Origin of the sequence: Streptomyces nojiriensis (assembly GCF_017639205.1) — a bacterium.
In the GTDB taxonomy this organism is placed as follows: Bacteria; Actinomycetota; Actinomycetes; order Streptomycetales; family Streptomycetaceae; genus Streptomyces; species Streptomyces nojiriensis.
In genome coordinates, this window is record NZ_CP071139.1 from 1,426,952 (window position 1) to 1,439,956 (window position 13,005).

Annotated in this window: 14 protein-coding genes; 11 read left to right on the forward strand and 3 right to left on the reverse strand. The window is 74.7% G+C overall.

Going from position 1 to position 13,005, the window contains the following annotated elements; all coding sequences use genetic code 11:
• Nucleotides 1-91: 91 nt before the first annotated feature.
• Complete coding sequence (locus tag JYK04_RS06910; RefSeq protein WP_189733974.1) at nt 92-556, forward strand: MarR family winged helix-turn-helix transcriptional regulator; 465 nt, start codon at nt 92-94, stop codon at nt 554-556.
• 56 nt (nt 557-612) lie between these two features.
• Nucleotides 613-909, forward strand: coding sequence for a YkvA family protein (locus tag JYK04_RS06915; protein WP_189733976.1), 297 nt, complete (start codon nt 613-615; stop codon nt 907-909).
• A gap of 12 nt (nt 910-921) precedes the next feature.
• Here JYK04_RS06915 and JYK04_RS06920 read toward each other — a convergent pair whose 3' ends face one another.
• Both JYK04_RS06920 and JYK04_RS06925 read right to left on the reverse strand, forming a co-directional pair.
• Complete coding sequence (locus tag JYK04_RS06920; RefSeq protein WP_189733978.1) at nt 922-1,563, reverse strand: alpha-ketoglutarate-dependent dioxygenase AlkB; 642 nt, start codon at nt 1,561-1,563, stop codon at nt 922-924.
• 54 nt (nt 1,564-1,617) lie between these two features.
• Entirely contained in the window at nt 1,618-2,835 is a 1,218-nt protein-coding gene (locus tag JYK04_RS06925; protein ID WP_189733980.1) for an MFS transporter, read from the reverse strand.
• 376 nt (nt 2,836-3,211) lie between these two features.
• Here JYK04_RS06925 and JYK04_RS06930 point away from each other — a divergent pair, with 376 nt between their 5' ends.
• From JYK04_RS06930 to JYK04_RS06940, 3 genes are all read left to right on the forward strand, one after another.
• Nucleotides 3,212-3,439: a CbtB domain-containing protein gene (locus JYK04_RS06930; protein WP_189733983.1), complete on the forward strand. Its 228-nt coding sequence runs from the start codon at nt 3,212-3,214 to the stop codon at nt 3,437-3,439.
• A gap of 12 nt (nt 3,440-3,451) precedes the next feature.
• A complete protein-coding gene (locus JYK04_RS06935; RefSeq protein ID WP_189733985.1) occupies nt 3,452-4,288 on the forward strand; it encodes a CbtA family protein in 837 nt (278 codons plus the stop codon).
• A 95-nt stretch (nt 4,289-4,383) separates the two neighbouring features.
• Nucleotides 4,384-4,764 carry an ArsR/SmtB family transcription factor gene (locus JYK04_RS06940; protein ID WP_189733987.1) on the forward strand — a complete coding sequence of 127 codons (381 nt, stop codon included), beginning with the start codon at nt 4,384-4,386 and terminating at the stop codon, nt 4,762-4,764.
• Here the strand turns inward: JYK04_RS06940 and JYK04_RS06945 are convergent.
• Nucleotides 4,683-5,645, reverse strand: a complete 963-nt coding sequence (locus JYK04_RS06945) for an EamA family transporter (protein ID WP_189733989.1) — start codon at nt 5,643-5,645, stop codon at nt 4,683-4,685. The two genes, JYK04_RS06940 and JYK04_RS06945, sit on opposite strands and share 82 nt — an antisense overlap.
• 80 nt (nt 5,646-5,725) lie before the next feature.
• Here JYK04_RS06945 and JYK04_RS06950 point away from each other — a divergent pair, with 80 nt between their 5' ends.
• The 6 genes from JYK04_RS06950 to thpR all read left to right on the forward strand — a co-directional run bounded on the left by JYK04_RS06950 (nt 5,726) and on the right by thpR (nt 12,898).
• Entirely contained in the window at nt 5,726-6,604 is an 879-nt protein-coding gene (locus JYK04_RS06950) for a LysR family transcriptional regulator (RefSeq protein ID WP_189733991.1), read from the forward strand.
• A gap of 137 nt (nt 6,605-6,741) precedes the next feature.
• On the forward strand, nt 6,742-8,103 hold the full coding sequence (locus JYK04_RS06955; RefSeq protein WP_189733993.1) for an MFS transporter: 1,362 nt from the start codon (nt 6,742-6,744) through the stop codon (nt 8,101-8,103).
• 76 nt (nt 8,104-8,179) lie between these two features.
• Nucleotides 8,180-9,592, forward strand: a complete 1,413-nt coding sequence (locus tag JYK04_RS06960; protein ID WP_189733995.1) for a hypothetical protein — start codon at nt 8,180-8,182, stop codon at nt 9,590-9,592.
• Nucleotides 9,593-9,703: 111 nt separating this feature from the next.
• On the forward strand, nt 9,704-10,960 hold the full coding sequence (locus JYK04_RS06965; protein ID WP_189733997.1) for an AAA family ATPase: 1,257 nt from the start codon (nt 9,704-9,706) through the stop codon (nt 10,958-10,960).
• On the forward strand, nt 10,957-12,255 hold the full coding sequence (locus JYK04_RS06970; RefSeq protein WP_189733999.1) for a vWA domain-containing protein: 1,299 nt from the start codon (nt 10,957-10,959) through the stop codon (nt 12,253-12,255). The genes JYK04_RS06965 and JYK04_RS06970 overlap by 4 nt, the downstream gene beginning before the upstream one ends.
• Nucleotides 12,256-12,313: 58 nt before the next feature.
• On the forward strand, nt 12,314-12,898 hold the full coding sequence (gene thpR, locus JYK04_RS06975; RefSeq protein ID WP_189734001.1) for an RNA 2',3'-cyclic phosphodiesterase: 585 nt from the start codon (nt 12,314-12,316) through the stop codon (nt 12,896-12,898).
• The last annotated feature ends 107 nt before the right edge of the window (nt 12,899-13,005 follow it).

Sequence of the window (13,005 nt, forward strand, 5' to 3'; positions counted from 1 at the left end):
GTGGGAGGCAGGAAGAGTTGTTCAAATTCGAACCGCTAGCCCCGACCCTAACCATTGATTCAAATTGGAACAACCCGTGTAGTCTGGGGCCATGGCTGAACCGAGATGGCTGGACGACCGCGAGATGCGCGCCTGGAGCGGCTTCCTCGCCGCATCGGCCCTGGTGAACCGGCGTCTCGACCAACAGCTCAAGGACGACGCCGGACTCTCGCACCCCCAGTACGAAATCCTCGTACGGCTCGCCGCGGCACCGGGGCGCGAGCTGCGGATGACCGAGCTCGCCAACGGCCTCATCAACTCCAAGAGCGGGCTGACCTACCAGGTCACCCAGATGGAGAAGGCCGGCCTGGTCCGCCGCCGCAGCTGCCCCTCCGACGTGCGCGGCGTCTTCGCCGTCCTGACCGACGCCGGCAGCGCCAAGCTGGAGGAGGCCGCCCCCGGGCACGTGGCGACGGTCCGGGAGGTCCTCGTCGACGTCCTCACCCCCGGGCAGCTCGATGCGCTCGCCGACGGGCTGGGCGAGGTCGGCCGCCGCCTGCGCGGACAGGGCGCCTGAACGGACTCGGCCACCACCCAGGCATTGCCGGTCTGATTTCGGGGTATAGGGCCGCCATGGACGGAAAGGTCTGGCTCGCCCTGGGTACGGTCGTCGCGGTGGGGCTCGCGATCGCCGCGGCCGTGCTGCTCGTACGGGTCTTCGCGGCCCGGCGGCTGCTGGTCGACGCGGGGATCCCGCTGCACGACAAGGCCCTGTTCTGGGCCGCGGTGATCTACACCGTCTCGCCGCTGGACCTGATCCCGGACCCGGTGTACCTGGACGACATCGGGATCCTGCTGCTGGCGCTGCGCTCGCTGCACGCGGCGGCCGGGGCCGTCCGCGCCACGAAGGAGCCCGGCGCCGCCGCCTGAGCCGCCCGTGGGTCAGCGGACGCCGTGGGGCCGGAACTGGATGCTGATGCGGGGGCCGACGGCCCGGGCCGACTTGGGTACGGCGTGCTCCATGGTCCGCTGGCAGGAGCCGCCCATGACCACGAGGTCGCCGTGCCCCAGGGGCAGCCGCAGCAGGGTGGCACCGCCGTCGCGGGGGCGGAAGGCGAGATCGCGCGGGTCACCGACGGAGACGATGGCCACCATGGTGTCCTCGGCCCGGGAGCGGCCGGTCCGGTCGCCGTGCCAGGCGACGCTGTCGCGGCCGTCGCGGTACAGACACAGGCCCGCGGTGGTGAAGGGCTCGCCGAGCTCGGCGGCGTAGTGGCCGCTCAGCACCTCGCGGGCCTCCGTGAGCGAGGGGTGGGGCAGGGGCTCGTCCTCGGCGTAGAAGGCGAGCAGCCGGGGCACGTCCACCTCCCGCTCGTACATCTGGCGCCGCTCGGCGCGCCAGGGCACGTCGGCGGCCAGCCGCTCGAAGAGCGCGTCGGCGCCGCTCAGCCAGCCGGGCAGGTGGTCGACCCAGGCCCCGGCCCCGAGGTCGGTCCGCCGCATGCCGCCGAGGGGACCGAGCCGGATCTCGTCGCCCTGGTCGAAGAGGGATCCCTGAAGGCCCTGGACTGCGTCTGCGTGCATGGACCCAGCCTAACCCCATCAACCGAACACGTGCTCGAATAACGGACGCGCGACTCAGCCCTGCGGCACCCCCGGCCCCGCGCCTGCGGACGGTCGGCACACCAGGGTGACGGCCACGGAGACCCCGGCGACGACGGCGATCGCGGTACCCGGGGCCACGTACTGGGCCAGGCCTCCGGCGATGGCGGCGCCGAGGCCCTGCCAGGTCATCCGGCCGGCCGACTCGACCCCCTGGACCTGGCCGCGGATGGCGTCGGGGGTCTGTTCGAGGAGCTGCTCCTGGAGGGGCAGGGTGGCCGCGAACCCGAGACCGGCGAGGAACACCGCGACGGCCGCGACCGGGACGGGCGGGTGGACGGCGAACAGCAGGAAGGGGGCGGCGAGCAGCAGCCGTAGGGCGAGGGCGAGGCGGCGCCGCCGCTCGGCGGTGAGCAGCCGGCCGACGGCCAGGTCCCCGAGGAGCATGCCTGCCGAGGCCGCGGCGAGGAGGGTGCCCGCCCGGCCGGGGTCGTAGGACAGGAACAGGGCCTCGCAGCCGACGATCAGGCCGTTCGGGACCCACAGGTTCAGCAGCAGCCTCCGGCGGCCGGGGTGGGCGAACAGCTCGGCGTTCGCCGTCCAGGTCCGGCGCAGCCCGGGCCGGCGGGTGAGCCGGATCGAGTGTTCCCGGACGGTGGTGGCCACGGCGGCCACCCCGAGGGCGGTCAGGGCCGCGGCGGCGACGAAGAGCCCGTGCGGGCCCAGGTGCCGCAGCAGTGCGGCGGCGACGGCATAGCCGGTGATCACCGTGGCGCCCGAGGTGATGTTCATCAGCGAACGGGCGGACGCGTAGGCGGAGCCGGGCACGACCTCGGCGAGCAGCCCCAGCCGGGTGCCGGTGCCGAGGGACTGGAAGAAACCCAGAGTCAGCAGCAGGGCGAACCGGGCCGCGAGCGGCAGCCCCGGGACCGCCTGCGCGGCGATGCCCGCCAGGGAGGCGAGTTGGAGCAGGAGGAGGGTCCGTCGGGGCCGCTTCCCGTCCGCGACGGACATCAGTGTCAGCGCGCCGAGCACGGTCGCGAACGTGGCGCCGTACATGCTCACGGCCGTCAGGAACGGGGAACCGGTCCGGTGGTTGACCAGTGAGCCGAGCGCGAAGCCGGACAAAGTGCTCGCGGCGACGGTGAGGGTGAAGCTGATGTACAGGCCGCCGAACTCCTTGTTGCGGAGCAGGGCGCGGTAGCCGGTGGTGGCGGAAGGTGCGGCAGGGCTGGTGGTCCGGTGTGAAGGCATGAAAAAAGCCTCCGGACAGATGCACGGAGACGCGCACGCCGAAGGCCAGCGGGTTCATTCTAGCAGTCCTGCCGGTCCAGTTGACGGACACTCCGGACCCCTCAGGTCCCACGGACCCCACCGGATTCGCGTTACCGCAGCGTAGGCGTGTGATCAGGGACTCACGGTCTTGGCCGCAGGCGCTGCGCACGGTACCGTCACGGCGACATTTCCACATAGCGACGACGGCGAGACGGAAGCCCGGTGTGAATCCGGCATGGTCGCGCCACTGTGTGCTGCGGCGGCATCTCCACGATGGCGGCGCGGCGAGTCAGACCCGAGGACCGTCGTCCTGCACCACCGTATGGGACGCGTTGTTCCCCGAGGAGGTTCCATCATGGCCGAGGCTCTCGCTTCCGCTGCCGTATCCACCCCCGCCGGCTCCCTGTCGGCTCCGCTGCCGGTGCGCGCGGTGCTGCCCTGGGCGCTGTTCGTCGGTCTCCTGATGCTCGTCGCCCTGTACTTCGTCGGTGCCGAGCAGGGCGCCACGGCCGTGTTCGCCGGCGAGGGCGTGCACGAGTGGGTGCACGACGGCCGTCATCTGCTCGGCTTCCCCTGCCACTGAGAGGCCGCGCACATGTACGCCTCCACTGTGAGAGGACTACTGGTCCGCGGCATGCTCGCGGGCCTGATCGCGGGGCTGTTCGCCTTCGCGGTCGCCTACGTGGTCGGTGAGCCGCCGGTCCGTGGCTCCATAGCCGTGGAAGAGGCCCAGGCCGCCCACGACGCCGCGAGCGCCCCGAGCGCGCACGCCGGGCACGGCGGTGACGCCGCGTCGGGCGAGGCTGCCGAGGAGGAGGAAGAGCTGGTCAGCCGACCGGTTCAGTCGACCTTCGGCCTGGCCACCGGCGTCCTGGTCTACGGGGTCGCGCTGGGCGGCATCGCCTCGCTCGCGTTCTCGTTCGCCCTCGGCCGCGTCGGCGGGTTCAGCCCGCGGGCCACGGCGGCGCTCACCGCGGCGGGCGCCTTCGCCACGGTCTACCTGGTGCCGTTCCTGAAGTACCCGGCCACCCCGCCGGCGGTCGGCAATCCGGACACGATCGGTCAGCGCACCACGCTGTTCTTCCTGATGATCCTGCTCAGCGTGCTGCTCGGCATCGGCGCGATCATCCTCGGGCGGCGGCTGGCACCGCGTCTGGGCAACTGGAACGCGACGCTGACCGCGGGCGCCGGCTTCATCGTCGCCGCCGCCCTGGCGTTCGTGTTCCTGCCGGACAACAGCGACGCGGTCCAGCCCGGTTTCCCCGCGGCCCTGCTGTGGGAGTTCCGGGTCGCCTCGCTGGCCGTCCAGCTCGTCCTGTGGGCCGTGTTCGCCGTCGTCTTCGGCGTGCTCGCCCAGCGGCTGCTGGCCGCTCGCGCCGATGGCGCGGAAGTGGCGGCTCCGGCCCAGCAGGAGGCGCCCGCGCTCGGCTGACACCGGCCGCGACGCCTGTGCCCGGGCCCCGTCGACCCCCTGTGGGGGTGGCGGGGCCCGGGCATGTGCCCCTCCGGGCCGCCTACGATGTGCGCATGAGTGCGGGCAGGCATCCGGCAGGTGCACACGAGGCGCGGATCGCGCCGGGCACGCCGGCCGGCGCGCCGGAGCGGGGCGACCGGCTGGAGGCCGCCGCGTCCGTGCTCGCCCTGCTCGCCGACCGCACCCGCCTGGCGCTCATGGAACGCCTCGGCCGGGGCGAGGCCGATGTCACCACCCTCACCGAGGCGTGCGGAGCCGCCCGCCCCTCCGTCAGCCAGCACCTCGCCAAACTCCGGCTGGCCGGGCTGGTCACCACCCGCAAGGACGGCCGCCGGGTCGTCTACGCCCTGGGTCACGGGCATTTGCGGCGGCTGGTGGACGAGGCCCTGAACGTCGCCGACCACCAGCTCGGTTCCCTGCCGCCGCACGACTGACCGGCACGCGCCGGAAGCTGTCCCGCCACGATCGCGGCGAGCGCGAGCCCGAAGCCGACGAGTTGCACCGGGCCCGGGGTCTGGCCGAGCAGCACGGCCCCGAGCAGTGCGGCGACGAGCGGCGAGAGCAGGCCGAGCACCGCGGCGGAGGTGACGGGGAGGCTGCCGATGCCCTGGAACCACAGCACGAAGGTGAGCAGGCCGCAGACCAGGCAGAGCCAGAGGTAACCGAGGGCCGCGGCCGGGCCGACGGCGGGCGGCGGCCCTTCGGCGAGGACGGTGACGGGGATCAGGAACAGGCCGCCGGCCGTGAGCTGCCAGCCGGCGAAAGCGGTCGGGCCCATGCCGGGGGGCCGCCCCCAGCGCTTGGTGAGCGTCACCCCGAGGGCCAGTACGGCCGCGGCGGCCAGGCCCGCCGCGATGCCGACGGGGTCGAAGGCCGCGTGCGGGCCGATCACCACCAGACCGATGCCGACGACGCCGATCGCACCCCAGGCCAGGCGCCGGGCGGAGAGGCTCTCGCGCAGGACGGTCACGGCCAGGACGGCGACCATGAGGGGCATGGCCGCCGTCAGGGTGGCGGCCACGCCTCCGGGCAGCCGTTCGGCCGCGATGAACAGCAGCGGGAACAGCAGTCCGATGTTCAGCGTGCCGAGCACCGCGACGCGCCCCCACCAGGCTCCCCGGGGCGGTGTCCGGGTGAGCGCCAGGGCGATCAGGCCGGCGGGTAACGCCCGTATCAGGCCTGCGAACAGGGGGTGTCCCGGCGGCAGCAGCTCGGTGGTGACGATGTAGACCGTGCCCCAGGTCAGGGGGGCGAGCGCGGTCAGCAGGGTGCGGGGCAGGTTCCCACGGGCCGCCCGTGCGGCTGGACTTGTCATGTCTGGGAGTCTCATGGGGCCCGGATCGATGAGTCCAACACATGTTTGTCAGCCCATCGATCGTGATCCACGATGGATCGATGGAGCTCCAGCAGATGCGCTACGTCCTGGCCGTCGCCGAGACGAACAGCTTCACCCGGGCCGCCGAACGGTGCCTGGTCGTCCAGTCCGCCCTCAGCCACCAGATCGCGCGCCTGGAACGGGAACTCGGCGCGCGGCTCTTCGAGCGCACCAGCCGCCGGGTGCGGCTGACACCGGCCGGTGAGGCGTTCCTCCCGGCCGCCCGCCAGTGTCTGGACGCCGCCGAGCGGGCGGCCGCCGAGGTCGCGGCGGCCGTCGGGGAGGTGCGCGGGCGGCTCGCGGTCGGGCTGATCCCGACCGTCGCCGCGGTCGACGTCCCCGGGGCGCTGCGCGACTTCCGCCGGCGGTACCCGCACGTGCGCGTCAGCCTCCGGGTGGGGGCGAGCGAGGACCTGGCCGAGCGGGTCCGGGAAGGAGGCCTGGACGTCGCCTTCCTGGGACTGCCGACCACGGCCCGGCCCCAGGGCGTGGCGGTCCGCGAGCTCGCCCGGGACCGGCTCGTCGCCGTGGTCGCGCCGGACCATCCGCTCGCCGGCGGTCCGGCGGTCGACCTGCGCAGGCTCTCCCGCGAGGTGTTCGTGGACCTGCCGGCCGGGACGGCCGGACGGGTCCAGTCCGACCTGGCCTTCTCGGCCGCCGGTCTCACCCGTGACGTCGCCTTCGAGGTCACCAGCGCCGACTACATCGCCCGCCTCGTGGGACCGGGCCTGGCCGTGGCCATGCTCCCCTCGGCCTACGCGCCCCGGCTCGCCGGAGTGGCGACCGTAGAGGTGACCGACGCCCCGGCCCGCGTCGAGTACGCCGTCTGGAGCCGAACCGGCCGCACCCCGGCGGCGGCCGCCTTCCTCGGCGCCCTCGACGACCACGCCCTCGCGTAGGCCGTCCCTTCCGGATCCGGGCGGGCCGGCCCGCCCGGAACGGCGCACAACAAGTGCACAGGTGCGCACATGTTGACTACGCTGGATCCGACCGAATCCGACGTGCTGTCATCGATCCGCCGACCGGGACGGGGACCGTGCTGTCCGTACTGCGCAACGCCGCCTATCGCCGCCTGTTCACCGCCCAGGTCATCGCCCTGGCCGGGACCGGCCTGGCCACCGTCGCCCTGAGCCTGCTCGCCTACGAACTCGCGGGCGAGCGCGCCTCGGCGGTCCTCGGCACCGCCCTCGCGATCAAGATGACCGCCTACGTCGCCATCGCCCCGCTGATCGGCGCGATCGCCGACCGGATCCCCCGCCGCGCCCTGATGACGGCCATGGACCTGACCCGCGCCGGTGCGGCGGTGGCCCTTCCGTTCGTCACCGAGATCTGGCAGATCCACGCCCTGATCTTCCTGCTCCAGGCGGCGTCGGCGGCCTTCACCCCGACCTTCCAGGCCACCGTCCCCGAGCTCCTGCCCGCCGAACGCGACTACACCCGGGCCCTGTCGCTGACCCGGCTCGCCTACGACCTGGAAAGCCTCCTCAGCCCGGTCCTGGCCACGGCGCTGCTGAGCCTGGTCACCTACGACTGGCTGTTCGCCGGCACGGCCGTCGGCTTCCTCGCCTCCGCCGCGCTCATCCTCGCCACGGCGCTGCCCGGACCCGCCCCGGTCGAGCGGACCGGCGGCGTCCGGACCAGGGCCGTACTCGGCACCCGCCTCTTCCGGGCCACGCCCCGGCTGCGCGCCCTGCTCGCGCTCGACCTCGCGGTCGCCGCCGCCGGAGCCGTCGTCCTCGTCGACACCGTCTCCCTGGTGCGCGGCCACCTCGACCGCCCGGCCGGTGCCGTCCCCCTCGCCCTCGGGGCGTACGGCGCCGGATCCATGGTGACCGCGCTGTGCCTGCCCCGCCTCCTGCAACGCACCGCCGACCGCGCGGTGATGCTCCGTGCCGCCTTCGCCCTCCCGGTGGCGATGGCGGCCGCGGCCGCCATCGCCGCGACCGGCCCGCGCGCCTGGTCCTGGCCCGCGCTCCTCGCCGTCTGGGCCGCGATCGGCGCCGCCTGCTCCGCCGTCCTGACTCCAGGGGGCCGGGTGATCCGCCGCTCCATCGCCGACGCGGACCTGCCCGCCGCGTTCGCCGCCCGGTTCTCCCTCTCCCACGGCTGCTGGCTGCTCACCTACCCACTGGCCGGGTGGCTCGCCGCGGGGGCGGGGCTGCCGCTGACCGTCCTGGTCCTGGGCGCCGTGGCCCTGGGCGCCGCCACGGCCGCGGCGGTGATCTGGCCGGCCCGGGACCCGTACCGGCTGGAACACGTCCACCCGGACCTCCCGCCCGGTCACCCGCACCTCGCCGACGCCCGCCCGGCCACGGGCGGTTGGCGGCACGGGCACCACTACGTCATCGACCGGCACCACCACCGCTGGCCCGGGAAAACACCTGGCCGATCCCGCTGAGCGGCGTTACGATCAACACGATGACCATTCACTCTCCTCACAGATCGGGGGTCCCGTCCACGCAAGGTGAGCGCTGATGCCCACCGAGAACGTGCACGGGGATTCCCGCCTCTCCCTCTGGCTCCGCGTACGCGAGTACGCCGTGCCGGCGTCCATGATCGAGACCGCGACCGCCCGCCGCTCCGCCGGGGACTGGGCCGGGGCCTGCGCCGCCGCAGGCGTCGACGTCGATCTCGACCTCCGTTTCCTGGCACGCTCGCGCGGCCGCGAACTCGCGGCCCGGATCCGGGCCGACCTCCGCCACCTGGCGCCCGACCTGTTGCGCTGGCACCTGCCGCGCATCGCTCCCGACGGACTGCTGCGCCCCGGTCTGACCGTCACGCTGGCCCGGTACGACACGGCCGAGCGCGACGACCCGCATGCCGTCCACCCTGTACGCCCCGTGCACCTCGTGGCCAGGACCGCGCCCGCGTGGGCGGACGGCGGTCAGCGGATCAGCCTCGCCCTGTGGGACGGGTCCCGCTCCGGGCAAGGCCCTTGGGGGGATCCGCGCCACGGGCCCCGTCCCGACCGCCGGTTCCGCCTCGACCTGCACCGCCACCTGTGGGACGCCCGCAGGACCGACGAGCTGCGGGTCCGGTCCGGGGCCGACCGGCCGCCCGCCGACAGCCTTCCCCCACCTGACGCCGAGCTCCTCGCGGCGCTGCCGCAAGGGCACCGGTGCGCCGTCGGCCGGTGGGCCGCCGAGGCCGGGATCCTGCTGCGCGCCGAGGGCCGCACCACCGGCAGCGTCTCCGTGCGGCTGGGGGCCCGGCAGCGGCTGGTGCTGGAGCCGGCCGCGGACGGCCCGGGACCGCCCGCGGCGCGGATCGCGGCGGCGCCCGCCGACGGCAGCGCCTCCGCGCTGCCCGTCCTGCCCGACGCGGCGGTCTGGACCCTGCCCGACCTGGACCTGATCCGGACCGGATCCATCGAGGCCGGGCGCCTGCACCCGCTGGTCGCCTCGGCGCTGGTCCCGGACCACGTGCCGGCCGGGACCGCGGACGGGGCGGGGCAGCCCCGCCTCGTCGAGTGCCGGGGCGCCCGGCACCGTATCGGCCTGGTCGACGGGGTACTGGCCGCACTGGACCACGACCCGGCCGAGATCCGCCGGGAGGAACTGCTGGCCGCGCTGACCGGTACTCCGCTGCCCTGCCTGCAGGCCATCGATGCGGCGCACCGCCGGCCGGACTGCCTCACCGGGGTCCGCGAACGCCTGGACCACGGCGACATCGCCGGGGCGCTGGCCGTGGTGGAAGGGCTGCTCGGCCCCGACGCCCTGCTGCGCGCCGGGGCGCTGCGGGACGAGCTGGAAGCGGCCGCGCTACGGCGGATCACCTACGGGCTGTTCCGGGCGGGCCTGGCCCTGCCCCCCGCGAGCCGGAGCCGCCCGAGGACACCCCGCCCACCGGACCACCGGCTCCACCCGCGCCAGGCACACGCCTGCTGACCCGGGGCCTTCCCGCCCTCCCCCGCCCACCCGCTCGCCCGCTCTCTGCTGCCCCTCTCCCCCGGTCCTCCGGACCACCCGTTCCTCACGAACCCACACAGGTGATCACCCATGCCCTCGCACACCCCGTTCCCGGCCACCAGCGCACCCGCCCAACTCGACGTCGCCGAACGTCTGCTGGCCCTGCTGCGCGACACCACCACCGAACCGCGCCCCGACGACCAGCTGGAGGCCCTGACCCTGGCCGTGGCCGCCGACCTGCCGGTCCTCCTGTGGGGTGAGCCCGGCATCGGCAAGACCGCGGCCCTGACCCAGCTCGCCGAAAACCTGGACCTGCCCCTGACCACGGTGATCGCCAGCGTGCACGAGCCGTCCGACTTCTCCGGTCTGCCCGTCGTCGGAGACGATCCGGCCGAGCAGGGCGTCCCGATGGCCCCGCCGGACTGGGCCGTGCGACTCGTACGGGCCGGGCGCGGGCTGCTGTTCCTGGACGAGCTGTCCACGGCGCCGCCGGCCGTCCAGGCCGCCCTGCTCCGCCTCGTACTCGAACGCCGGATCGGCTCGCTCCGACTGCCGTCCGGTGTACGGATCGTGGCCGCCGCCAACCCGCGGGGCTCGGCGGCCGACGGCTGGGAGCTGAGCCCGCCCCTGGCCAACCGGTTCGTCCATCTCCAGTGGACCCACGACCACGACGTCGTGCTCCGCGGGCTCGGCGGGACCTGGCCCCGGGCGACACTGCCGCGCCTGGACGCCGGGAGGCTGCCGGCGGCCGTGGACCACGCCCGCCGTGCGGTGTGCGGGCTCCTCACCACCCGCCCCGCGCTCGTGCACCGGCTGCCCAGCACCGAGACCCGCCGGGGAGGCGCCTGGCCGTCGCCCCGCAGCTGGGACATGACGATACGTCTGCTCGCCTTCGCGCACGCGGCCGGTTCCTCCCGGGAGGTGCTCTCCATGCTGGTCAGGGGCACGGTCGGGGACGGCCCGGGGCTGGAGCTGCTGGCCGCTCTGGACCGGATGGACCTCCCGGACCCCGAGGAGCTGCTCGCCGACCCGGCGGGCGCCGACCTGCCCGAGCGGGGGGACCGGCGCCAGGCCACGCTGGACGGCGTGGTGGCGGCGGTCCGCAAGCGCCCGGACAGGTCCCGCTGGGACGCGGCGTGGGCGGTGCTGGTCCGGGCGCTGGAGACCGGAGCCCCCGACCTGGTGGTCGTCCCCGCGACCACCCTCGCCGCGCTGCGCCAGGAGGACTGGGACGTGCCGGAGGCGATCGAGCGGCTCGCCGGAGTGGTGGCCCTGTCGCGGCGCGCGGACCTGTCGCAGGAGCGGGCGGCGGCCCGGACCGGGGACCCGGTGGGGGCCGGCCGATGAGCGCACCGACGACGGGGAACCGGCAGGCCGGGGCACAGCGGGCGGGGGCACAGCGGGCGGGGGCGCTGGACCTCGACAAGCTCTTCGCGGCCCGGCTGCACGCCGCCCGGGTCCGGCCCTACCTGGCGACGGCGCTGTTCGCCCTGCACACCGTGGAATCACGGCAGGTGCCGACGATGGCCGTCGACCGACACTGGCGGTGCTACGTCTCGCCGGGGTTCGTGGACCGGACACCGGTGGAGGAGCTCGCCGGGGTGTGGGTCCACGAGGTGTCCCACCTGCTGCGCGACCACCACGGGCGCGGTGACCGGGTAGCCCGGGAACGCGGACTGACCGGCCCGGGCGAACGGCTGCGGATGAACATCGCCGCGGACTGCGAGATCAACGACGACGCGTACGGCGAGGGGCTGGTACGTCCCGAAGGGGCGCTCACGCCGGAGTACCTGGGACTGGACCCGGGCGAGCTCATGGAGGACTACCTGCGGCAGTTCAGGCTCGGACCGCTGACGCAGGAGCTGGTCTGGCTGGACTGCGGCAGCGGCGCCGACGGCCTGGAACGCGAGTGGGACCTGGGGCCGGACGGCGCGCACGGACTCACCGCGCAGGAGCAGGACGCGGTCCGGTTCCGGGTGGCGCAGGGGATCAACGGCCGTCCCGGGAGCACGCCGGCGGGGTGGCGCCGATGGGCCGAGGAGGCGTTCCACCCGCCGCAGCCCTGGCGCGAGTTGCTGGGAGCGGCGGTCCGGTCGGCGGCCTCCGGTGCGGGCGCGGGCGAGGACTACAGCTACGCCCGGCCCTCCCGGCGCTCGGCCGCGCTGCCCGGCGCCGTACTCCCGAGCCTGCGGCGCAGACCGCCCCGGGTCTGTGTGGTCATCGACACCTCCGGTTCGGTCAGCGACGACGAACTGGGCAGCGCGCTGCTGGAGGTCGCCGCGATCGCCCGCGCCGTGGGCGGACGTAGCGACATGGTCAGCGTGGTGCCGTGCGACGCGGCGGCCCGGATCGTGCACCCGCTGTGCAGCGGCGAGGGCATCCCGCTGCTGGGTGGCGGGGGTACGGATCTGCGGACGGGATTCGCCAAGGCCCTGGGCACGGGCCCCCGGCCCGACGTGATCGTGGTCCTGACGGACGGACAGACGGCGTGGCCAGCCAGGCGACCGCCGTGCCGCACGGTGGTGGGCCTCTTCCACCGGAACCGGGGGAGCCGTTGGAGCGAGGACGACCCCGACTACGTGCCGGACTCCCCGCCCGCCTGGGCCCGCGTGGTGACCATCGGGTCTCCCGGCGCCCGCTGACCGGCACCCCGCCGGGCCGAAGGTGACGGAACGTGCCCGGACAGGATACGAAGGCCTCGTGAACGAAAAGACCCAGGCAGCGACCGTCCGCGTGTTCATAGCGCTGGCCCCGCCCGACGACGCGAAGGAAGAGCTGGAGCAGCGGCTGCAGCCGGCCTACGCCGCGTACCCGCGCATGCGCTGGAACCGCATCGAGGACTGGCACATCACCCTGGCCTTCCTCGGCGAGCTCCCGGTCACCGCCCTCGAACTCCTGCGGCCGCCGCTCGCGGAGCTCGCCCGGGCCCGGCGGCCCCTGCGGCTCGCGCTGCGTGGCGGCGGGCACTTCGACGAGCGGGTCCTGTGGACCGGGATCGGCGGAGACCTCGAAGGGCTGCACCTCCTCGCCGCCGAGGTGCGCGCCGCGGTCACCGACTGCGGCGTCCCCTTCCACGGGCGGCCCCTGCGCCCCCATCTGACGCTGGCTCGCTCCCGCCGGCACGACACCACCAGCGCGGTGGAGGCCGCCACCGGACTCGACGCGTTCACCGGCCGCCCGTGGGACGCCCGGCGCCTCCACCTCGTCGGGAGCAACACCGGCCGCGGCCCCGGCCCCATCCACTACCGCGACATCCAGGCCTGGCCCTTCGAGGGCGGCGGCTGACACGGGTCCGCCGTCCCGCCCGGCCACGTCCCGGAACAGATCATCATCCCTGCGAAGGAAACATCTCACCGGCCGCCCGCGGCCATGAGGCGATCCGGACGGCCCTC

Coding starts and splice junctions, on each gene's coding strand:
- JYK04_RS06910 (WP_189733974.1), top strand. CDS start 92: ATGGCTGAACCGAGATGGCTGGACGACCGCGAGATGCGCGCCTGGAGC.
- JYK04_RS06915 (WP_189733976.1), top strand. CDS start 613: ATGGACGGAAAGGTCTGGCTCGCCCTGGGTACGGTCGTCGCGGTGGGG.
- JYK04_RS06920 (WP_189733978.1), bottom strand. CDS start 1,563: ATGCACGCAGACGCAGTCCAGGGCCTTCAGGGATCCCTCTTCGACCAG.
- JYK04_RS06925 (WP_189733980.1), bottom strand. CDS start 2,835: ATGCCTTCACACCGGACCACCAGCCCTGCCGCACCTTCCGCCACCACC.
- JYK04_RS06930 (WP_189733983.1), top strand. CDS start 3,212: ATGGCCGAGGCTCTCGCTTCCGCTGCCGTATCCACCCCCGCCGGCTCC.
- JYK04_RS06935 (WP_189733985.1), top strand. CDS start 3,452: ATGTACGCCTCCACTGTGAGAGGACTACTGGTCCGCGGCATGCTCGCG.
- JYK04_RS06940 (WP_189733987.1), top strand. CDS start 4,384: ATGAGTGCGGGCAGGCATCCGGCAGGTGCACACGAGGCGCGGATCGCG.
- JYK04_RS06945 (WP_189733989.1), bottom strand. CDS start 5,645: ATGACAAGTCCAGCCGCACGGGCGGCCCGTGGGAACCTGCCCCGCACC.
- JYK04_RS06950 (WP_189733991.1), top strand. CDS start 5,726: ATGGAGCTCCAGCAGATGCGCTACGTCCTGGCCGTCGCCGAGACGAAC.
- JYK04_RS06960 (WP_189733995.1), top strand. CDS start 8,180: ATGCCCACCGAGAACGTGCACGGGGATTCCCGCCTCTCCCTCTGGCTC.
- JYK04_RS06965 (WP_189733997.1), top strand. CDS start 9,704: ATGCCCTCGCACACCCCGTTCCCGGCCACCAGCGCACCCGCCCAACTC.
- JYK04_RS06970 (WP_189733999.1), top strand. CDS start 10,957: ATGAGCGCACCGACGACGGGGAACCGGCAGGCCGGGGCACAGCGGGCG.